The 20,008-nt window shown below is 64.6% G+C and carries 18 protein-coding genes; 12 read left to right on the top strand and 6 right to left on the bottom strand.

Going from position 1 to position 20,008, the window contains the following annotated elements:
• Window positions 1-15: 15 nt before the first annotated feature.
• From JJC00_RS15655 to JJC00_RS15630, 6 genes are all read left to right on the top strand, one after another.
• Window positions 16-903 carry an ABC transporter permease gene (locus tag JJC00_RS15655; protein ID WP_200473428.1) on the top strand — a complete coding sequence of 296 codons (888 nt, stop codon included), beginning with the start codon at window positions 16-18 and terminating at the stop codon, window positions 901-903.
• A gap of 157 nt (window positions 904-1,060) precedes the next feature.
• Window positions 1,061-2,710 carry an ABC transporter ATP-binding protein gene (locus tag JJC00_RS15650; protein ID WP_200473427.1) on the top strand — a complete coding sequence of 550 codons (1,650 nt, stop codon included), beginning with the start codon at window positions 1,061-1,063 and terminating at the stop codon, window positions 2,708-2,710.
• Window positions 2,711-2,874: 164 nt separating this feature from the next.
• Entirely contained in the window at window positions 2,875-4,377 is a 1,503-nt protein-coding gene (locus JJC00_RS15645; protein ID WP_200473426.1) for a M81 family metallopeptidase, read from the top strand.
• Window positions 4,378-4,404: 27 nt separating this feature from the next.
• A complete protein-coding gene (locus JJC00_RS15640) occupies window positions 4,405-5,568 on the top strand; it encodes a M20 aminoacylase family protein (protein ID WP_200473425.1) in 1,164 nt (387 codons plus the stop codon).
• Between the two features lie 2 nt (window positions 5,569-5,570).
• The gene (locus tag JJC00_RS15635; protein ID WP_200473424.1) at window positions 5,571-6,992 is read left to right on the top strand and encodes an amidase; all 1,422 of its coding nucleotides are present in this window, start codon (window positions 5,571-5,573) and stop codon (window positions 6,990-6,992) included.
• A gap of 135 nt (window positions 6,993-7,127) precedes the next feature.
• Window positions 7,128-8,018, top strand: a complete 891-nt coding sequence (locus JJC00_RS15630) for a crotonase/enoyl-CoA hydratase family protein (RefSeq protein ID WP_200473423.1) — start codon at window positions 7,128-7,130, stop codon at window positions 8,016-8,018.
• Between the two features lie 218 nt (window positions 8,019-8,236).
• Here the strand turns inward: JJC00_RS15630 and JJC00_RS15625 are convergent, their stop codons facing one another.
• The 3 genes from JJC00_RS15625 to JJC00_RS15615 all read right to left on the bottom strand — a co-directional run bounded on the left by JJC00_RS15625 (window position 8,237) and on the right by JJC00_RS15615 (window position 11,397).
• Complete coding sequence (locus JJC00_RS15625; RefSeq protein WP_246774273.1) at window positions 8,237-9,484, bottom strand: IS110 family transposase; 1,248 nt, start codon at window positions 9,482-9,484, stop codon at window positions 8,237-8,239.
• A 327-nt stretch (window positions 9,485-9,811) separates the two neighbouring features.
• Entirely contained in the window at window positions 9,812-10,789 is a 978-nt protein-coding gene (locus tag JJC00_RS15620; protein WP_200473421.1) for an NADPH:quinone oxidoreductase family protein, read from the bottom strand.
• Complete coding sequence (locus JJC00_RS15615) at window positions 10,789-11,397, bottom strand: 2-hydroxychromene-2-carboxylate isomerase (protein ID WP_200473420.1); 609 nt, start codon at window positions 11,395-11,397, stop codon at window positions 10,789-10,791. The genes JJC00_RS15620 and JJC00_RS15615 overlap by 1 nt, the downstream gene beginning before the upstream one ends.
• A 239-nt stretch (window positions 11,398-11,636) precedes the next feature.
• Between JJC00_RS15615 and JJC00_RS15610 the strand changes: the two genes are divergently transcribed.
• Window positions 11,637-12,659 (top strand): methionine synthase, encoded by a 1,023-nt coding sequence (locus JJC00_RS15610; RefSeq protein WP_200473419.1) that lies wholly within the window; start codon window positions 11,637-11,639, stop codon window positions 12,657-12,659.
• Between the two features lie 23 nt (window positions 12,660-12,682).
• Here JJC00_RS15610 and JJC00_RS15605 read toward each other — a convergent pair whose 3' ends face one another.
• The 3 genes from JJC00_RS15605 to JJC00_RS15595 all read right to left on the bottom strand — a co-directional run bounded on the left by JJC00_RS15605 (window position 12,683) and on the right by JJC00_RS15595 (window position 14,708).
• Entirely contained in the window at window positions 12,683-13,300 is a 618-nt protein-coding gene (locus JJC00_RS15605) for a hypothetical protein (RefSeq protein ID WP_200473418.1), read from the bottom strand.
• Between the two features lie 104 nt (window positions 13,301-13,404).
• A complete protein-coding gene (gpt, locus tag JJC00_RS15600; RefSeq protein ID WP_200473417.1) occupies window positions 13,405-13,932 on the bottom strand; it encodes a xanthine phosphoribosyltransferase in 528 nt (175 codons plus the stop codon).
• Window positions 13,933-13,970: 38 nt separating this feature from the next.
• On the bottom strand, window positions 13,971-14,708 hold the full coding sequence (locus tag JJC00_RS15595; protein WP_200473416.1) for a competence/damage-inducible protein A: 738 nt from the start codon (window positions 14,706-14,708) through the stop codon (window positions 13,971-13,973).
• A 277-nt stretch (window positions 14,709-14,985) separates the two neighbouring features.
• Here JJC00_RS15595 and JJC00_RS15590 point away from each other — a divergent pair, with 277 nt between their 5' ends.
• The 5 genes from JJC00_RS15590 (at window position 14,986) to JJC00_RS15570 (ending at window position 19,971) form a co-directional block, all read left to right on the top strand.
• Window positions 14,986-16,404: a circularly permuted type 2 ATP-grasp protein gene (locus tag JJC00_RS15590; protein WP_200473415.1), complete on the top strand. Its 1,419-nt coding sequence runs from the start codon at window positions 14,986-14,988 to the stop codon at window positions 16,402-16,404.
• Window positions 16,405-16,408: 4 nt separating this feature from the next.
• Window positions 16,409-17,353, top strand: a complete 945-nt coding sequence (locus tag JJC00_RS15585; protein ID WP_027535663.1) for an alpha-E domain-containing protein — start codon at window positions 16,409-16,411, stop codon at window positions 17,351-17,353.
• A 120-nt stretch (window positions 17,354-17,473) separates the two neighbouring features.
• A complete protein-coding gene (locus tag JJC00_RS15580) occupies window positions 17,474-18,322 on the top strand; it encodes a transglutaminase family protein (RefSeq protein ID WP_200473414.1) in 849 nt (282 codons plus the stop codon).
• 107 nt (window positions 18,323-18,429) lie between these two features.
• Window positions 18,430-19,188: a proteasome-type protease gene (locus JJC00_RS15575; RefSeq protein WP_094895555.1), complete on the top strand. Its 759-nt coding sequence runs from the start codon at window positions 18,430-18,432 to the stop codon at window positions 19,186-19,188.
• 24 nt (window positions 19,189-19,212) lie between these two features.
• On the top strand, window positions 19,213-19,971 hold the full coding sequence (locus JJC00_RS15570; RefSeq protein ID WP_200473413.1) for an SDR family oxidoreductase: 759 nt from the start codon (window positions 19,213-19,215) through the stop codon (window positions 19,969-19,971).
• The last annotated feature ends 37 nt before the right edge of the window (window positions 19,972-20,008 follow it).

Below are 20,008 nucleotides of genomic sequence, written 5' to 3'. Positions count from 1 at the left end.
AGGACAAGAACAAAAATGTCAGTCGATACCCTTCCCCAGCCGTCCATTCCGATCACGTCGCCGCTGCGGCCGCGTTTCGGATTCCTCACCTCGACGCCGATCATTGCCACGGCCACCGTGTTGCTCGCGCTGATCGTGCTGATCTCGATCCTGGCGCCGCTGATCGCGCCGCATGACCCGATCCAGCTTGCGCCGTCGCTGCGGCTGAAGCCCTCCTCGGCGCAATTCCTGCTCGGCACCGACGCCTATGGCCGCGACCTGCTGTCGCGCGTCATCTATGGCGGTCGCATCTCGCTTCTGATCGGCATCGGCTCGGCGATCCTCTCGATCGTCATCGGCCTAGCGATCGGCCTCGTCTCCGGCTTCTTCAAGCTGGTCGACGCCGTCCTGATGCGTGTCATGGACGGCTTGATGGCGATGCCGAGCATTTTGCTTGCGATCGCCGTAGTGTCGCTGTCCGGCGCCAGCATCTGGACCGTGCTGATCGCGATCACCATCCCCGAAATCCCACGCGTCGCGCGCCTGGTGCGCTCGGTGGTGCTGTCGGCACGCGAGGAGCCCTATGTGGAAGCTGCGATCTCGGTCGGCTCGTCGCTGCCGAAGATCATGTGGCGGCATCTGATGCCGAACACCATCGCGCCGCTGATCGTCCAGGGCACCTATGTCTGCGCCTCCGCGATTCTCACCGAGGCCATCCTCTCCTTCCTCGGCGCCGGCATTTCGCCGGAGACGCCGACGTGGGGTAACATCATGGCTGAGGGCCGCCAGTACTTTCAGCTCAAGCCGACGCTGATCTTCTGGCCGGGCCTGCTGCTCTCGATCGCCATCCTCAGCATCAATCTGATCGGCGACGCCGCCCGCGACGCACTCGATCCCCGCATGAAGCAGCGGGAGGGGAAGTGATTTGTCCCGCTGGCCCATCCCCTTGTTCCGTCATTGCGAGCGAAGCGAAGCAATCCAGTCTGCATCCGCGGAGAGATTTCTGGATTGCTTCGTCGCCAGCGCAAAATTGCTTTGCAATTTTGTCGCGGGCTCCTCGCAATGACGACGGAGTGACCTGATGACCAACATCGTTCTCGACATCAACAACCTCGTCGTCTCCGTCGGCAAGAAGCCGGGCGGGCCGAAGATCATCGACGGCATCTCGGTCCAGGTCCGCGAAGGCGAGACGCTGTGCCTCGTCGGCGAAAGCGGCTCGGGCAAGTCGGTGACCTCGCTCACCACCATGGGCCTGCTGCCGAAGGGCACGCTGGTGCCGATCAACGGCAGCGTCAAGCTCGTCGGCGAGGAGATCCTGACCGCGACCGATCGCCGCCTCCGCCAGCTGCGCGCGACGCGGATGGCGATGATCTTCCAGGAGCCGATGACGGCGCTCAATCCGGTGGTCCCGGTCGGCCGCCAGATCGACGAAGTCTTGCGCGCCCACACTGATCTCGATGCCAAGGCACGTAAGAAGCGCATCCTCGACATGATGGAGCAGGTGCGCCTGCCCCAGGTCGAGCGCATCTTCGCCTCCTACCCGCATCGCCTCTCCGGCGGCCAGCGTCAGCGCATCATGATCGCGATGGCGCTGGTGCTGGAGCCGAAGCTGCTGATTGCCGACGAGCCGACCACCGCGCTCGACGTCACCACGCAGAAGCAGATTTTGACCCTGATCCGCGACCTCCAGCGCGATCACGGCACCGCCGTTCTGTTCATTACGCACGACATGGGCGTGGTCGCCGAGATCGCCGACCGCGTCGCAGTGATGCGGCAGGGCCGGCTGGTCGAGACCGGCACACTCGATTCCATCCTGCGCAATCCGACCATGGAGTACACCCGCAACCTGCTCGCCTCGGTGCCGAGCCTTGTGCCGCGTGCGGCGCGGCCTGAAACGAGGGAGCCAGTGGTGCTCGAGGCCAACGACCTCAGCAAGGTCTATAAGGAACGCGCGTTCTTCGGCAAAGGCCGCGAGGTTGTCGCCGCCGACAAGGTGACGCTGACGCTGCGCAAGGGCCGCACCCTTGGCATCGTCGGCGAAAGCGGCTCGGGCAAGTCGACGGTCGCGCGCTGCATCGTGCGCCTGATTGATCCGACCTCCGGCGGAGTCCGCCTCGCCGGCCGCGAGATCTCCGACATCTCGCGTCGCCTGCTGCAGCCGCATCGGCAAAAAATCCAGATCGTGTTCCAGGATCCCTACCGCTCCCTCAACCCGCGCGTCACCGTCGGCGAGAGCATCGCGGAAGGCCCGATCAATTACGGCGCCTCGCATGCCAATGCGATGAAGCGGGCGCGCGAGTTGCTTGAGCTGGTCGGCCTGCCGCCCGACGCCGTGTCGCGCTATCCGCACCAGTTCTCCGGCGGCCAGCGCCAGCGCATCGCCATTGCGCGCGCGCTCGCGCTCGATCCCGATGTGCTGGTCGCGGACGAAGCCGTCTCCGCGCTCGACGTCTCCGTGCAGGCGCAGGTGCTGGAACTGCTCGACGAGATCCAGAAGCGGCTCGGCATCGCCATCCTGTTCATCACCCATGATCTGCGCGTTGCCGCCCAAATCTGCGACGAGGTCGTGGTGATGCAGCACGGCCGCGTCGTCGAACAGGGCCCGGCCGCAGAAGTGCTGACGCATCCGCAGGAGGCCTACACCCGGGCACTGCTGGATGCGGCACCGGGACGCGGCTGGGACTTTGCGAATTTCCGGCCGGTGTCGGAGGGCGTGGCGGCCACGGCTTGATCCCGCATACTCCGTCGTTGCGCGCTTCGCTCGCAATGACGGGTGGCGATCAACAGCATTCGAAAATGACGTAAAGCCATGCGCGGCGGCATGGGCTCCTCGCTTGCCCTTGCCTCAAGGCCAAGGCTAACGTCCCGCACCTTTGATTGCCTGGGCTTGAATTGATGACACGTATCGCCGTCGGCGGCTTCCTGCATGAGACCAACACCTTCGCTCCGACGAAGGCGACATTCGCGGACTTCCAGCATGGCGGCGGCTGGCCGGCGATGACTGAAGGTGCCGACGTGCTGAAGGTGATGCGGCGCATCAATGTCGGCCTTGCCGGTTTCGTCGACAGCGCCGAAGCCAACGGCTGGGAACTCGTTCCGACGATTGCCTGCGGCGCGAGCCCATCGGCGCATGTCACCAAGGACGCTTTCGAGCGCATCGTGAAGGTGATGGTCGACGGCATCGCGGCCGGACCGATCGACGCTGTCTATCTCGATGTGCATGGCGCGATGGTGACCGAGCATCTCGACGACGGCGAAGGCGAGATTCTGACGCGCGTGCGCCGCGTCATCGGCAAGGACATCCCGCTGGTCGCGAGCCTCGACCTGCACGCCAATGTCACGCCCGCAATGATGGAACATGCGGACGCGCTGATCGCCTACCGCACCTATCCCCACATCGACATGGCCGAGACCGGCCGCGCCGCCGCGAAGCATCTCGCTTTGCTGCTGCAGACGAAGCAGCGCTTCGCAAAGTCGTTCCGCCAATTGCCCTTCCTGATCGCGATCAGCTGGCAGTGCACCAACGACTTTCCCACCAAGGGCATCTACGAAAAGCTCGCCGCGCTGGAGAGTGATGCGGTTCCGACACTCTCTTTCGCGCCCGGCTTCCCCGCCGCTGATTTCCACGATTGCGGACCGAGCGTGTTCGCCTATGGCCAGACGCAAGCCGACGCGGACCGTGCGGCCGATGCGATCGTCAAATTGATCGAAAGCCACGAGGACGATTTCGACGGCAAGATATGGTCACCCGATGACGGCGTGCGCCACGCCATGGAACTTTCGAAGAGCGCGAGCAAGCCGATCATCATCGCCGACACCCAGGACAATCCCGGCGCCGGCGGCGATTCCGATACCACCGGTATGCTGCGCGCGCTGGTGCGCAATAAGGCGAGTGCCGCGACCGGCGCCATCTACGATCCCCAATCGGCCAAGGCCGCGCATGCTGCCGGCGTCGGCGCCACCGTCACGCTCTCGCTCGGCGGCAAGTCCGGCATTCCCGGCGACGAGCCCTATACCGAGACGTTTGTCGTCGAAAAGCTCTCCGACGGCCGTTTCATCGCGCCCGGCCCCTATTATGGCGGCCGCGAGATGGAGATGGGCCCGTCCGCAGCCTTGCGCATCGGCGATGTCCGCGTCGTCGTCTCATCGCACAAGGCGCAGCTCGCCGATCAGGCGATGTATCGCTATGTCGGCATCGAGCCGACGGCGGAGAAGATTCTGGTCAACAAAAGCTCGGTGCACTTCCGCGCCGACTTCGAGCCGATCGCGGAAAAACTGATGATCTGCGCCGCGCCCGGCGCGATGCCGGCCGACACCGCTTCGCTGCCTTGGACGCGCCTGCGTCCGGGCATCCGCATCAAGCCGAACGGCCCCGTTTTCATGCCCAAATCTCGCTAATCAAGTCACGCCAACCGGACAGGACATATGCCCACCATTGATCGCATCGACGGCTATGCCGACGAACTCACTGCCATCCGCCGCGACATCCACGCCCATCCCGAGATCGGGTTCGAGGAGGTCCGCACCTCCGGCATCGTCGCCGACAAGCTGAAGGGCTGGGGCATCGAAGTGCATCGCGGCCTCGGCGGCACCGGCGTGATCGGCGTCATCAAGGGCAAGGGCTCCAGCGGCAAGCGCATTGGCCTGCGCGCCGACATGGACGCGCTGCCGATGGAGGAGAACACCAATCTCAAATGGAGCTCGAAGATCCCCGGCCGCTTCCACGGCTGCGGGCATGACGGCCACACCACCATGCTGCTCGGCACCGCGCGCTACCTCGCCGAGACCAGGAACTTCGACGGCACTGTGCACCTGATCTTCCAGCCGGCCGAGGAAGGCCTCGGCGGCGCCCGCGCGATGATCAAGGACGGCCTGTTCGAGAAATTCCCCTGCGACGAGCTCTACGGCCTGCACAACGCCCCCGACCTCAATCTCGGCGAGATCGCGATCCTGCCGGGACCGGCAATGGCCGGCGCCGACTTCTTCGATCTCCGCATCACCGGTTATGGCGCGCATGGCGCGATGCCCGAGCGCTCCAAGGACGCGGTGATCATCGCGACCACGCTGGCACAGGCGATCCAGACCGTCGTCAGCCGCAACGTCGAGCCGCTCCAGGCTGCGGTCGTGTCGATCACCCAGATCCATGCCGGCTCCGCCTACAACGTCATTCCCGGCGAAGCGCATCTCTGCGGCACCATTCGAACCTTCTCGGATGAAGTCCGCGCCCTGATCAGCGAACGCATCCGCACGATCTGCGCCGGCATCGCCGCGACCTTCCAGTGCGAGATCGAGGCCGACATCCGTGACACCTTTGGTGTGCTGGTCAACCAGGTCGAGCAGTCCAAGGTGGTCGAGGACGTCGCACGCACCATCGTCGACCCCGCCAAGGTGATCACCCGCAGCCAGCCAAAGATGGGAAGCGAGGACTTTGCCGACATGCTGCAGACCATTCCCGGCGCCTATTTCTGGGTCGGCCATGACGGTTCGGTGCCCGTGCACAATCCCGGCTTCGTGCTCGACGACAAGATCCTGCCGATCGGCGCCAGCATGTTCGCCCGCATCATCGAAACGCGCATGCCGGTAGTCTAGCAATGCAGAAAAAGAGCGTCGAAGAGGCGGTCACCTCGCTGCACGATCTCTCCGCGGTCGATCTGATCGCGGGCTATCGCGCAAAACAGTTCTCGCCAAGCGAGGTGCTCGAGGATTTGCTCGCGCACGTCGCTGCGTGGGAACCGCACCTCAAGGCGCTCTATGCGTTCGATCCCGACAGCGCGCGCGGGGTGGCCGCGGCCTCGACCGCGCGCTGGACCGGCGGCGAGCCGTCCGGCCCACTCGACGGCGTGCCTGTCACGGTCAAGGACAATATCGCGACCAAGGGCGTGCCGGTGCCGCTCGGCGCCGCCAGCGTCAAGCTCGTCCCGGCCGAGAAGGATGCCCCGCCGGCCGCGCGGCTGCGCGAGGCTGGCGCGGTCATCTTCGCCAAAACCACCATGCCCGATTACGGCATGTTGTCCTCGGGGCTCTCCTCTTTCCACGCGCTCACGCGCAATCCATGGGACCTCTCCAAGAATCCCGGCGGCTCCAGCGCAGGCGCTGGCGCTGCTGCGGCGGCCGGCTATGGCCCGCTGCATCTCGGCACCGATATCGGCGGCTCGGTGCGCCTGCCCGCGGGCTGGTGCGGTCTCGTCGGCTTGAAGCCGAGCTTTGGCCGCGTGCCGATCGACCCGACCTATGTCGGCCGCGTCGCCGGCCCCATGACCCGCACGGTCGACGATTGCGCGCTGATGATGAGCGTGATCGCAAAGCCCGACCGGCGCGACGGCATGAGCCTGCCCGCCGAGCCCTTGAACTGGAAGGGATTGGAAAAATCTCCGCGCAAACTCCGCATCGGCCTGATGCTCGATGCCGGCGTCGGCCTGCCCGCGGAAAAGCCGGTCCGTGACGTCGCGGTGAGCGCCGCAAAGGCGTTCGAATCCGCAGGTAGCGTCGTCACCGAGGTCGACGGTATCCTCACGCGCGAGATGCTCGATGGTCTCGACAACTTCTGGCGCGCGCGGATGTGGGACGATCTGTCGAAGCTGACGCCGGCCGAACAGGCAAAGGTGCTGCCCTACATCTTCAAATGGGGCGAGTCCGGCGCAAAGCTGTCGGGCGTCGACGTCATCCGCGGCTTCAACCAGACCATGACGATCCGCGCGGCGGCGTCAAAGCTGTTCTGCGAGCTCGACTATGTGATCTCGCCGACCGCGCCGAACGTGAATTATCCAGCGGAATGGGCCTCGCCGACCAACGATCCGATGCGGCCGTTCGAGCACATCTGCTATACCGTGCCATGGAATATGTCGGAGAACCCGGCGGTCTCCATCAATGGCGGCTTCGACGCCAAGGGTTTTCCCATCGGCGTGCAGATCGTCGGGCGCCGCTTCGACGATATCGGCGTGCTGGGCATGGCCAAAGCGTTCGAGGGCCTGCGCGGCGCGCAGCAGCCCTGGCCCAAGCCGCCGGCAAAGTAGCTGCAGTTCAGTCATTCCGGGTTGCGCCCTCTTGGCGCGAGCTACGGTGCGCAATTGCGCACCGTAGCTCGCGCTTCGCGCGCCCCGGAATGACGTGCTAGAGAGACCGACAAAAAGATAAGGAAGGAAACCGCCATGGCGTATGAGACGATCAAATACGAGGTCGCCGAGCAGATCCTCACCATCACGCTGAACCGGCACGACAAGCTCAACGCCTTTAACGCGCAGATGCAGGCCGAGCTGATCGACGCGTTCGACGCCGCCGACAAGGACGACAATGTCCGCGCCATCATCGTCACCGGCGCTGGCCGCGGCTTTTGCGCGGGCGCCGATCTGTCGTCAGGCGCCGACACCTTTGATCGCGACGCGCGGCGCGGGCCGGTGAAGCGTTTTGCCGACGGCAAGGTCGATTACAGCGATCCGCAGGTCCGCGACGGCGGTGGCCAGGTGACCTTGCGCATTTTCAAGTGCCTGAAGCCCGTGATCGCCGCGGTGAACGGCCCCGCGGTCGGCATCGGCGTCACCATGCAGCTCGCGATGGACATCCGCATTGCCTCGGACGCTGCGCGCTTCGGCTTCGTGTTCTCCCAGCGCGGCATCGTGCCGGAGGCGGCCTCGAGCTGGTTCCTGCCCCGCATCGTCGGAATCTCGCAGGCGCTGGAATGGTGCTATTCCGGCCGCGTCTTCCCGGCGCAGGAAGCGCTGGCCGGCCGCCTCGTCAGCAAGGTCGTGGCGCCGGATGATCTGCTGCCGACCGCCCGCGCGCTCGCCAAGGAGTTTGCAGCCAAGACCGCGCCGGTCTCGGTGGCACTGATCCGCCAGATGATGTGGCGCATGATGGGCGCGGACGATCCGATGGAGGCTCACAAGGTCGACAGCCGCGGCATCTATGCCCGCGGCCGCTCGGAGGATGTGAAGGAAGGCGTGGTGTCGTTCCTGGAGAAGCGGCCGGCGCAGTTCAAGAACAAGGTGTCGAGCGATATGCCGGACTATTTCCCGTGGTGGAACGAGCGGGAGTACGAGTGAAACTCTCACAGGACCTCCTACCCGTAGTCAAGAGGGTCAGGGTCCGTTGATGTCCGTTGATTGGCGAGCATAGCGCCGTGCTCGACGCCGTCCAGGACGCTTCGCGCCGGCTTTGCCGGTGCCGGCGGCATCCTGGACGGCGTCTGCGCGCGACGCTCTAGCGATCGGCAGGTCGGGACGAAGGAATGGTCTCGCCAGGCCGAACAAAGGAATAGGGTTCAGGCTTTTTCTGACGTTTTTGTGTTGTAATCCGCATCGTAAGGGGTCTGACGCTCGAGCGTCGTGCATAGGGCAAAGAGCAGGCGATCGCCGACGCTGCGTAGAGCCCGCGCGTGGCCATGTCCTCGTTGTCGCAAAGCATCATATCGTCGCCGGGTGGCCGCATCGTGCTGGATAGCGACACGGGACCAGTGATGGAGAGCGCTCTGCAGCCGTCTGTTGCAGGCGAGGCGGCGGACCACAAAGCGCTGCTTGCCGCTCTGCCGTGTCACCGGCGCAGCCCCTGCCAAAGCGCGCAAGGCGTGGTAATTTCGTCTGCGCAGAGGCTCTGCGGCCTCGGCAAGCAGTGTGGCGAGATTGACCCTGCCGATTCCTGGCCAGGAGCGTAGGATCGTCACGTCGCACTGCTCCGAACTCTGCCCCGACGGATTCTCCTTGCCCTCGAGCTCGGCACAGAGACGGTCCAGACTCTGATGGGCCTCCTTGATCTGCTGATTGACCAGATGCAGCCGCGCCGCAAGGCTGCGGATGTGGGCACAGGCGGCCTCCGTCGTGCCCGGCGCCACGAACAGCGGTGCCTCGCGCAAAGTCCTGAGCACCGTCGCGGCGTCGAGACGGCGGATACGATAGGCAGTGAGAACGCGCGCGATGGCTTTCTCACTGGCTTTGGCCGCCCGGGCCGGGGTCGGCACCTTCTGCCAAAGCGCCAGGAACCACGCGTCGGCGACATCGTCGGTCAGCTTGGCGGCCTGCGGATAATACCGCCACAACTGCTGGCGCAGGCGATTGGCAAGACGCGTGCGCTCCTGCGTCAGCTCGTCCGCCATGCGCGACCACTCGCGCAGCTCGATGATCACCGGATCGTCGGCCGCAAGCTGGCGGAAGGCTGCACGGTCCGTGCGTAGCGAGCCTCCGAGCACATGGGCATCGCGGCGGTCGTCCTTGGCGCCAGCCACCGTGAAGCGATCACGGAAGCGGTCGAGCTGCTTGGGATTGATGGCAAAGACCGCAAATCCATGCTCGAGCAGCATCTCCACGACCGGGCCATGCGGCATCTCGATCGCCACTGCGATCTGTCCCGGAGCAGCCCTGGTTTTCTCAAGCAACCAATCGCGCAACTCCGTCAGCCCAGCGCCGCCATGGGCGAACTCATGCTGAGCTATTCGTCTTCCTTCGGCATCCAGCAGGCAAACGCTATGGCTCTGCGTTGCCCAATCGATCCCGACGAACCAGTGCACATCTTCCATCATTGTTGCGACCTCCGCGTTCTCAAGGCGGACCACCGCGATCTCGATCGATCCCTGTACTGGCGCTCTCGGCGCATGACCTCCTACTGGATCTCGATCGCGGCCGCTCCGCCGGGGCGCTGTTCCTACGGAGGTGCTCAAGGCACTGGTGGGCAAGGCTGCTCCCAGCGGACCGGTCCGCGCGACCAGTCTATATCAATAGACTGGTCTCGAACCCTCAGAAGGGTACAGGGTGGGCAAAGCGAAAGCGTGCCCACCATTTTGTTCTCCGCCGCCGATCGATGGCGGGCACGGCGCAAGCGCGCCTTTGCCCACCCTACGGCACCGTCACTCCATCACCAGCGCCACGCGCCCGATCGCCTTGCGGTCGAGCAACAGCCGCATCGCCTTGGCGTAATCTTCCAGCGGCATGCGGTGCGAGATATTCGGACGCAACTTGCCCTCCTCTGCCCATTGCAGCAGCGCCTTCAGGCGCACCTCGCCAAGCGCGGGATTTTTCCGCACGGCCTCGCCGGCGCGCACGCCGAGCACGCTGGCGCCCTTGATCAACAACAAATTGGTCTTGGCCGAGCCGATCCCGCCCGTAAAACCGATCACCAGCAGCCGCGCGCCCCAGGCGATGCAGCGCATCGAATTCTCAAACACCTCGCCGCCGACGGGATCGAACACCACGTCGGCGCCGCGGCCGTCGGTGATGCGCTTGACGGCATCGCGAAACGGCTCGCGATCGTAGCGCACGAGATGGTCGGCGCCGCGCGCTTTCGCAATCGCCAGCTTTTCGTCGCTGGAAGCCGTCGCAATCACGGTCGCCCCCAGCATCTTGCCGATCTCGACCGCCGCAAGACCGACGCCGCCGCCGGCGCCGTGCACCAGCAGCACCTCGCCCGGCTCGACCCGCCCGCGATCGATCAGCGCGTGATAGGCGGTGCCGTGACCCGCGAGATAGGTCGCCGCTTCCGCATAGTCGAAGGTCGACGGCATCGGCGTGAGCTGCGACGGCGTCACGACTGCTTCGTCGGTGAAGGCGCCATGGCGCATCTTGACGATGACCTTGTCGCCAACGGCAACGCTCTTCGCCTCCGCACCGACTTCGGTCACGTTGCCGGCGGCTTCCATGCCAGGCGTGAACGGCAGCTCGGGCTTGAGCTGGTATTCGCCGGCCGCCATCAGCACGTCAGGAAAATTCAACCCGGCGGCGCGGATCGCGACGCGAACCTCGCCCGGCTTCAAGGCGCGCGAGGGAAACTCTTCCAGCCGCAGCGTTTCGGGCGCTCCGAGCGCGCGGCAGACGACGGCCCGCACCATCAGGCTGCGCTCGCCTTGCTGCGCAGTAGCGCCTCGCGGATCAGCGGCAGGCGATCATTGCCAAAATACATGTCGGTCTTATTGACGAAGATCGTCGGCGAGCCGAAGCCGCCGCGCGCGACGACCTCTTCCGTGTTGGCCTTGAGCTGATCCTTGATCGCTTGCTCGGAGATACCGGCGAAGAACTTTTGCTCGTCGACGCCAACTTTCTTGCAGATCTCGGCCAGCACCGCATCCTGCGAGATGTCCTTGTCGCCGCCCCAATAGGTTTCGAACAAGGCGGTTGCGAACGGCACCATGTCCTTTCCCAGCCAGATGCAGCCGCGCATCGCCTTGACACTGTTTACCGGAAACACCGTCGGCGGCATCTTGATCGCCAGCCGCGCCGATCGCGCCCAGTCCTGCAGGTCCTTCTTCATGTAGCGCGCCTTCAGCGGCACCGGCTTCTCCCGCTGCGCGTAGACGCTCGGATTGACGGTGTTGAAGATGCCGCCGACCAGGATCGGCCGCCAGGTGATTGCTGCGCCGAGCTCCTTCGCCAAAGGCTGGATGTTGTGGAAGGCGAGATAGGTCCACGGGCTGGAACAGTCGAAGAAGAATTCGATCATGGCGTTTCCCTTGTCGCTTTTATTCTGTCTCGCTCTCTCCTCCGTCATTGCGAGCGAAGCGAAGCAATCCAGACCGTCTCCGCAGTGGCAGTCTGGATTGCTTCGTCGCAAGAGCTCCTCGCAATGACGGCGTGGCGATAAGTCGTCGCCTTTCTGCCCGAACAGTCCCTGCGCACCTCTGTACCCCGACGTTAAGACATGGCAGAAGGGGGCGCAACAGAACCCGCCGGGAGGGACCCATGCTGTTTCCAACGACGATCGCCGGCTCCTTGCCCAAGCCGGAATGGCTCGCCGAGCCCAACATGCTCTGGGCGCCCTGGAAGTCGCAAGGTGACGAGCTTCTCCGCGCCAAGCGCGACGCGACGCTAATCTGGCTGAAGATCCAGGAAGACGCCGGGATCGACATCGTCACCGAGGGCGAGCAGGCCCGGCAGCATTTCGTGCACGGTTTTCTGGAGAAGATCGACGGCATCGATTTCGCCCACAAGGTCGAGATGGGCATCCGCAAGGATCGCTACAAGGCGATGGTGCCGCAGGTGGTGGCGCCGCTGCGGCTGAAGGACCGCGTCCATGCCGACGAAGCACGTGTCGCGCGCACGCACACGAAGAAGAAGCTGAAATTCACCCTGCCCGGCCCGATGACCATCGTCGACACCATCGCCGACCGTTACTATGGCGACCGCGTCAAGATGGCCTTCGCCTTCGCCGAGGCCTTGAACGAGGAAGCCAAGGCGCTGCAGGCCGACGGCGTCGATCTCGTGCAGTTCGACGAGCCCGCTTTCAACGTCTACATGGACGAGGTCAACGACTGGGGCATCAAGGCGCTGGAGCGCGCCGCGCAAGGGCTCACCTGCGCCACCGCGGTGCACATCTGCTACGGCTACGGCATCAAGGCTAACACCGACTGGAAGGAAACGCTCGGCACGCAATGGCGGCAGTATGAGCAGATTTTTCCGGCGATCGATGCCAGCCCGATCCAGCAGGTCGCGATCGAGTGCCGCAATTCGAAGGTGCCGCTCGATCTGCTCGCGCTGCTCAAGACCAAGATCGTGCAGGCCGGCGTGATCGACGTCGCCAGCGATACGGTCGAGACCGCGGAAGACGTCGTGACGGTGATCGACGAGGTGTCCAAATTCGTGCCCAAGAGCAACATCATCGCCACCACCAATTGCGGCATGGCGCCGATGCGGCGCGAGATCGCGGAAGCCAAGCTGATGGCGCTCGGTGCAGGCGCGGCGCTGGCTCGGGAGAAGCTGGGGTGATGGTGGAGGGCAAGGCCGCTGCGCTAGGACGACGCGGTCGGATGCAGCACCGGCTGATAGCCAGCGTTCATCGTGCGTAGCGTCGACGGTGGCGTCAGCAACGCCGCTTCGTCCGGCGGATGCTCCACCGCGACATAACCGGCCGGCGACCACAGCAACGCCCTGCCTTGCGTCACCAGAAAACTCTCCTCGCCCGATTGCACCATCGCGCCCTCAGGCAATTGGTCGAACGGCATCAGCAGCACGTGCAACCGCTTCTTGCCGTGATCGAGCCGCTCATGGTGCAGCACCGTGTCGATATCGTGCATGCGGACGTCGTGCACGCGGTTGCCTTTCTCCCACGCGGCGCGGAAGCGATTGGCATCGTCGCGTCGGCAATAGAAGCACGGACGGTGCCCGGCGGCGAGCGCGGTGGCTTCATCGAGGAAAAACAGCTCGGTCCAGCTTCGCTGCGCCATCACCTCGCGGCGGCGGCCGCGGAATTCGCAGGTGCAGGTCAGCCAAGCCGGCGTCGACCAGCGCTTCTTCAGAAGCGTCTTCGTCGCGGGATCATGGATGATGCCGCGATTGCCGGTGAACAGACCGCGATGCGGGGTGGCGATGATGTCGCCGGTGGGCGTGACGCGGTTTTGCAGGGGCATGAGCGCGCCTATTCAACTGCCGTCATTCCGGGGCGGTCCGCAGGACCGAACCCGGAATCTCGAGATTCCGGGTTCGCGCTCGCGCGCCCCGGAATGACAATTCATCACGCAGCGCCGTCGCGAAGCGGCGGGTGGTAGGACAGCGCAGTGTCCCAGGGAAAGAATATCCAGGTGTCCTGCGACACCTCGGTGATGAAGGTATCGACCAGCGGACGCCCCTTGGGCTTGGCGTAGACGGTGGCGAAATGTGCGTCCGGCAGCATCTCGCGCACCAGCCTGCCGGTCTTGCCGGTGTCGACGAGATCGTCGACGATCAGCAGCCCCTTGCCGGTGCCGCCGCCCAGCTTCATCGCGGCCTCCGAAATGCCCTTCAGCACCTGAAGCTCGCCCTGCTTGGTGTGATCATAGCTGGCGATGCAGACCGTATCGATCACGCGCACGCCGAGCTCGCGCGCCACGATCGCAGCCGGCACCAGGCCTCCGCGCGTGATCGCGATCACCGCGTGGAACGGGCCGACCTCGTTGAGCCGCCAGGTCAGTGCCCGGCAGTCCCGGTGGAACTGGTCCCAGGAAACCGGGAAGGCCTTGCCGGCCTTCTCCTGCGCATTCGGTTCTGGAGCTTCACCAGCCATCGTCGTCTCCTGCATTCGTCTGCCGGCAGCTCCATTTGCTACCGGGTGATGTTCAATCCCGTCAGCATGTCCTTCACCGCCGCCATCGCGGCCGCGAGCTTATCCGCATCGCGCGAACGCACCACCAGATTGGTGTTCGGCTTTTGCTCCTCGTCCATGAAGGGATAGCTGCCGATGATGGTGTCGGGGTGCTCGGCCGCGATCGCTCGCAGCGGGCCGCCGATGTCGCCTTCCCGGGCATTGGCGCGGACCGATTCGGACAGCATGCGGACGCCGGACTTCAGCTTGGGCGAGACGATGTCCATCATCGCCTGCATGATCGAGGGCACGCCGGCCATGACGATGACATTGCCGATCTTGAAGCCGGGGGCGAGGATGGTCGCGCTCTGGATCAGCTCGGCGCCGTCGGGGATGCGGGCCATGCGCAGGCGGGCCTCGTTGAGATCCTGCTCGCTCCAGCGCTCGCGGAAACGCGCGACGACCTCGGGGTGGTGGTCGATGCCGACGCCGAACGCTTTGGCGACGCTGTCGGCGGTGATGTCGTCATGGGTCGGCCCGATGCCGCCGGTGGTGAACACATAGGTGTAGCGTGTCCGCAGTGCATTCAACGCGGCGATGATATCGTCCTCGTCGTCGGAAACGACCCGGACTTCCTTGAGGTCGATGCCGATATTGGTCAGGTATTCGGCGATGAAACCAATATTCTTGTCCTTGGTCCGGCCGGACAGGATTTCATCCCCGATGACCAGAATGCCCGCCGTGACGATCTCGCTCATGCCTTAAGTCCCTCACCTCTGGTCCCGACTTTGCCGAGGTAACGCGTTGAAGTCACGCGGTTTTGCTGCCGAAATAAGCAGTCCTCAGCCATTTTTTCAGGCACGCCGCCGGCCATCCCCGACAAATGCCTCTCCTCCATGCTTATCGCGCTGGCCCGGCCCTTGCTACCTCCTCAAAGTCATGCACTCTTGCCGCATGGCCAGGACGTTGCGGTCTTCACCGAGGCCTCGCGACCTGTCAAATGGCGCAACGCCTTGCGGAGACAAGTCGGGATCTATGGCAGTCGCGTTTGATGAAATGAATATTCCGGGTGGGGACCTTCGCCCCGCCTATCAGGAGCTGGCGCGCTGGCTCAAGGAGACGCCTCCCGAGGCGCTCGAATATCGCCGCCAGGAGGCCGAACTTCTGTTCCGCCGCATCGGCATCACCTTCGCGGTCTATGGTGACTCCGAATCCACCGAGCGCCTGATCCCGTTCGACGTGATCCCGCGGATCATGTCCGGCAAGGAATGGACGCTGCTGGAGAAGGGCCTGAAGCAGCGCGTCCGCGCGCTCAACATGTTCCTGCGCGACATCTATCATGGCCGCGACATCCTCCGGGCCGAGATCGTGCCCGACGATCTGATCTTCCAGAACCCGGTATTCCGGCCCGAGATGAATGGCCAGCAGGTGCCGCACGACGTCTACGTGCACATCGCCGGCATCGACATCATCAGGGTCGATGCCGAGGACTTCATCGTGCTGGAGGACAACGCCCGCACGCCGTCCGGCGTGTCCTACATGCTGGAAAACCGCGAGATCATGATGCGGCTGTTTCCGGATCTGTTCGCCCGCCACAGGGTGGCGCCGGTCGAGCGCTATCCGGATGAGCTGCTGTCCGCGCTTCGCTCGGTCGCGCCGAACAGTGCCTCGGGCGAACCGACGGTCGCTCTCCTCACGCCCGGCGTCTACAACTCCGCCTATTACGAGCACTCCTTCCTCGCCGACAAGCTCGGCATCGAGCTCGTCGAAGGCCGCGACCTCATCGTCAAGAACAACGAAGTCTTCATGCGTACGACGGAAGGGGTGAAACGGGTCGACGTGATCTACCGCCGGGTCGACGACGATTTCCTCGATCCCCTCACCTTCCGGCCCGACTCGGCGCTCGGCGTGCCTGGGCTGATGTCGGCTTATGCCGCCGGCAACATCACCCTCGCCAACGCCGTCGGCACCGGCATCGCCGACGACAAGGCGATCTACTCCTACATGCCGGAGATCGTGAAATTCTACCTCGGCGAGGAGCCGATCCTGAAGAACGTACAGACCTGGCGCTGCCGCGAACCGAAGGATCTCGCTTACGTGCTCGACCACCTCGGCGATCTCGTCGTGAAGGAAGTACACGGCTCCGGCGGCTACGGCATGCTGATCGGTCCTGCCGCAACCAAGGCGACGATCGAAGCCTTCCGCGAGAAGCTCAAGCGCGAGCCGGAAGGTTTTATCGCCCAGCCGACGCTGGCGCTCTCGACCTGCCCGACCTGCACGGCCTCCGGCCTCGCCCCGCGCCACGTCGACCTGCGGCCCTTCGTGCTCACCGGCAGCAAGAGCACGACGATCGTGCCGGGCGGGCTCACGCGTGTTGCGCTGAAGGAAGGTTCGCTCGTGGTGAATTCGAGCCAGGGCGGCGGCACCAAAGACACCTGGATTTTGGACGAGTAGAGAGATGCTGTCGCGTACCGCCGAAAACCTCTACTGGCTCGCCCGCTACGTCGAACGGGCCGAATACCTCGCGCGCACCATCGATGCGACCCTGCGCGTCACCGCGCTTCCCGCCGCCTATATCGGCAAAACCAACGAGTGGGATTCCGCGTTGCTCACCGCCGGCGTCGCGGAAAGCTTCTATCAGACCCACGAGGAGGCCAACGAGCACAACGTCGTCGACTACCTCTCGTTCTCGGCCGACAACCCGTCGTCGATCAGGAACTGCATCGAGGCAGCGCGGCTGAACTCGCGCTCGGTGCGCACCGCACTGACCAGCGAGATGTGGGACACCATCAACTCGGCCTGGATCGAGCTCCAGGCGGTCTGGAGCAAGGGCACCTCCACACGCGAGGACCTGGCAAAGTTCCTGCGCTTCGTGCAGGAGACCTCGCTGCGCTTCGACGGCTCGGCCTACCGGACCATGCTGCGGAACGACGCCTACTGGTTCTCGCGCCTCGGCCTGCATCTGGAGCGCGCCGACAACACCGCGCGCATTCTCGACGTCAAGTATCACGTGCTGCTGCCCGAAGAGGAGCACGTCGGCGGTCCGCTCGACTTCTATCAGTGGAGCTCGATCCTGCGCTCGGTGTCGGCGCTGACGGCCTATCACTGGGTCTACCGCGAGACGCTGAAGCCTTGGCTGGTCGCGGATCTGCTCATCCTCAACGGCACGCTGCCGCGCTCGCTTGCGAGCTGCTACGACAATCTCGTGCGCAATCTCGACCAGATCGGCGTCGCCTATGGCCGCCAGGGCCCGGCGCAGCGCCACGCCCGCGGCATCCGCAACCGGCTGGAACACAGCAACATGAACGACATTTTCCAGCACGGCGTGCATGAATTCATTCAGGAATTCATCGCGGACAACTCCAGGCTGGGCGAAATCATCACGAAGCAGTATTTGATCTAGTCAGGACCGAACCACTCACCCCTTCGTCATTCCGGGGCGATGCGAAGCATCGAACCCGGAATCTCGAGATTCCGGGTCTGGCGCTTCGCGCCATCCCGGAATGACCGACTTAGAAGCACCATGCGCCTGCGAATCCTGCACACCACCACCTATCGCTACGAGCCGGCCGCGACGAGCGTGATCCAGATCCTTCGCATGACGCCGTGCAGCCATGACGGGCAATATGTGGCGGAATGGCAGATCGACGTCTCGACCGACACCAAGCTCGACATCCATGAGGACGCCTTCGGCAATGTCACCCATGTGCTGTCCTGTGGGCCCGTCGACGACATCAAGATCACCGCCGAAGGGCTGATCGAGACCCACGATACCGGGGGCGTGCTGCGCGGCGCCGACGAGCGCTTTCCCGCCGACATGTTTCTGCGCACCACCGATCTCACGACTGTCAATCCCGCGATGGCAGCGGTCGCGCGCCAATTGCGCAGCGAGGCCGAGACCGACACGCTCGGCTTCCTGCACACGCTGATGTCGCAAATCAGCGACCACATGACCTTCGACGAAGATCCGACCAACAGCGGCACGTCGGCGGCCGAGGCGTTCACGCTCAAGCGCGGCGTCTGTCAGGACTACGCGCATATCTTCATCGCCTGCGCCCGCACTGGTGGCGTGCCGGCGCGCTTCGTCTCCGGCCACTTCCTGCGCTCCGACGGCAGCGTGCACCAGGACGCCGGCCACGCCTGGGCTGAGGCTTACGTCGATGGCCTCGGCTGGGTCGGCTTCGATCCCGCCAACAGCATCTGCACCACCGACGCCCATGTCCGCGTCGCGATCGGGCTCGATTATCTCGGCGCAGCACCGGTGCGCGGCACCCGGTATGGCGGCGGCGCAGAGACGCTGACGGTCGCGGTCAAGGTCGAGCAGGCCGGCCGCGGCGGGCAGTCGCAATCGCAGTCGCAGCGGCAGAGCTAGTTTCTTTACCTGCCCCGGAATGACCTCGTCGCGCCCCGGGAATTGGGGTTGGACCAGCCCTTTGAAATTGGCTAGTAATTCCGCGCAAACGCGTTCGGGGACTGGAAATGACCTATTGTTGTGGAATCCTGGTTCGGGACGGGCTGGTCATGATCGCCGACACCCGCACCAATGCCGGCCTCGACAATGTCTCGACCTTCCGCAAGCTGCATATCTTCTCCAAGCCCGGCGATCGCATCATGGCGATCGCCAGCGCCGGCAATCTCGCCATCAGCCAGTCAGTGCTCTCCACCCTGACCGAGGGCCTGGAAGACCCCAACACGGGTGAGATCGAGACGCTGATGAACGCGCCGACCATGTTCCAGGCCGCCCAGCGCATCGGCCGGGCGATCCGGGCCGTGCACGCGACCGAAGGGCCGGCGCTGAGATCCGAGGATGTGTCCTTCGACGTCTCCTTCCTGTTCGGCGGCCAGATCAAGGGCGCGCGCATGCGCCTGTTCATGGTCTACACCGCCGGCAATTTCATCGAGTGCACCACCGACACGCCATACCTGCAGATCGGCGAGCACAAATACGGCAAGCCGGTGCTCGACCGCGCCATGCATTACGACGTCGAGCTCTACGAGGCGCTGAAGACCGGCCTGATCTCGATGGACTCGACGATGCGCTCGAACCTCGGCGTCGGTCTTCCCATCGACGTGCTGGTCGTGCGCGCAGACGCTTGCGATGCCGATCTCAACCATCGCATCGAGGCGGGCGAGCCCTATTTCCACGATCTGCGCTCGCGCTGGTCGGCGGCGCTGCGCGCGGCGCATCAGAACATTCCGCGGCCGCCCTACAAGAACGAAAAAGAACCCAAAACCTGACAACTGAAGAAAAGGCAGGAAACGATGAGTGAAGCAAAAAAGATCGCAGTGGTGACGGGTGCGGGCACCGGTGTCGGGCGCGCGGCGTCGCTGGCGCTGATGAACACCGGCTTCACCGTGGTGCTGGTCGGGCGCAGGCTCGACATGCTCGAGGAGACCGCGAAGCTCGGCCCCGCAGGCAAGAGCCTGTGCGTCACCGCCGACATGACCAAGCCGGAGCAGATCGCCGCGCTGTTCGACAAGGTGAAGGCGACCTACGGCCGGCTCGACGTGCTGTTCAACAACGCCGGCATGGGCGCGCCCGCCGTCAACTTCGAGGACCTGAGCCTCGAGCAGTGGCAGGCCGTGGTGAACACCAACCTCACCGGCCCGTTCCTGTGCACCCAGCACGCCTTCCGCATCATGAAGGACCAGAGCCCGCGCGGCGGCCGCATCATCAACAACGGCTCGATCTCGGCCCATGCGCCGCGGCCGTTCTCGGCGGCCTACACCTCGACCAAGCACGCGATCACCGGCCTGACCAAGGCCTCCAACCTCGACGGCCGCATGTACGACATCGCGGTCGGCCAGGTCGACATCGGCAATGCCGCAACGCCGATGACCGATCGCATGGTCAACGGTCCCGGCGTGCTGCAGCCGGACGGCACTACCAAGCACGAGCCGCGCATGGATGCGAAGGCGGTCGGCGATGCCGTCGCCTACATGGCCGGCCTGCCGCTCGACGCCAACGTGCTGACCATGACGGTGATGGCGACCAAGATGCCGTTCGTCGGACGCGGCTGAACTCAAAACGCGAAAACAACCCCATGCACAGTAGACG

This window comes from Bradyrhizobium diazoefficiens (assembly GCF_016616885.1).
GTDB lineage: Bacteria > Pseudomonadota > Alphaproteobacteria > Rhizobiales > Xanthobacteraceae > Bradyrhizobium > Bradyrhizobium diazoefficiens_F.
Note: the sequence above shows the minus strand (reverse complement) of the source record. Positions and strands in the feature narration are given on the sequence as shown.

Bases quoted from the DNA above. Each gene is read 5' to 3' on its own strand.
- gpt (WP_200473417.1), bottom strand. From the start codon at position 13,932: ATGGCTGGTGAAGCTCCAGAACCGAATGCGCAGGAGAAGGCCGGCAAG.
- JJC00_RS15615 (WP_200473420.1), bottom strand. From the start codon at position 11,397: ATGATCGAATTCTTCTTCGACTGTTCCAGCCCGTGGACCTATCTCGCC.
- JJC00_RS15570 (WP_200473413.1), top strand. From the start codon at position 19,213: ATGAGTGAAGCAAAAAAGATCGCAGTGGTGACGGGTGCGGGCACCGGT.
- JJC00_RS15620 (WP_200473421.1), bottom strand. From the start codon at position 10,789: ATGGTGCGGGCCGTCGTCTGCCGCGCGCTCGGAGCGCCCGAAACGCTG.
- JJC00_RS15635 (WP_200473424.1), top strand. From the start codon at position 5,571: ATGCAGAAAAAGAGCGTCGAAGAGGCGGTCACCTCGCTGCACGATCTC.
- JJC00_RS15575 (WP_094895555.1), top strand. From the start codon at position 18,430: ATGACCTATTGTTGTGGAATCCTGGTTCGGGACGGGCTGGTCATGATC.
- JJC00_RS15655 (WP_200473428.1), top strand. From the start codon at position 16: ATGTCAGTCGATACCCTTCCCCAGCCGTCCATTCCGATCACGTCGCCG.
- JJC00_RS15630 (WP_200473423.1), top strand. From the start codon at position 7,128: ATGGCGTATGAGACGATCAAATACGAGGTCGCCGAGCAGATCCTCACC.
- JJC00_RS15585 (WP_027535663.1), top strand. From the start codon at position 16,409: ATGCTGTCGCGTACCGCCGAAAACCTCTACTGGCTCGCCCGCTACGTC.
- JJC00_RS15590 (WP_200473415.1), top strand. From the start codon at position 14,986: ATGGCAGTCGCGTTTGATGAAATGAATATTCCGGGTGGGGACCTTCGC.
- JJC00_RS15605 (WP_200473418.1), bottom strand. From the start codon at position 13,300: ATGCCCCTGCAAAACCGCGTCACGCCCACCGGCGACATCATCGCCACC.
- JJC00_RS15645 (WP_200473426.1), top strand. From the start codon at position 2,875: ATGACACGTATCGCCGTCGGCGGCTTCCTGCATGAGACCAACACCTTC.
- JJC00_RS15650 (WP_200473427.1), top strand. From the start codon at position 1,061: ATGACCAACATCGTTCTCGACATCAACAACCTCGTCGTCTCCGTCGGC.
- JJC00_RS15595 (WP_200473416.1), bottom strand. From the start codon at position 14,708: ATGAGCGAGATCGTCACGGCGGGCATTCTGGTCATCGGGGATGAAATC.
- JJC00_RS15625 (WP_246774273.1), bottom strand. From the start codon at position 9,484: ATGGAAGATGTGCACTGGTTCGTCGGGATCGATTGGGCAACGCAGAGC.
- JJC00_RS15640 (WP_200473425.1), top strand. From the start codon at position 4,405: ATGCCCACCATTGATCGCATCGACGGCTATGCCGACGAACTCACTGCC.
- JJC00_RS15580 (WP_200473414.1), top strand. From the start codon at position 17,474: ATGCGCCTGCGAATCCTGCACACCACCACCTATCGCTACGAGCCGGCC.
- JJC00_RS15610 (WP_200473419.1), top strand. From the start codon at position 11,637: ATGCTGTTTCCAACGACGATCGCCGGCTCCTTGCCCAAGCCGGAATGG.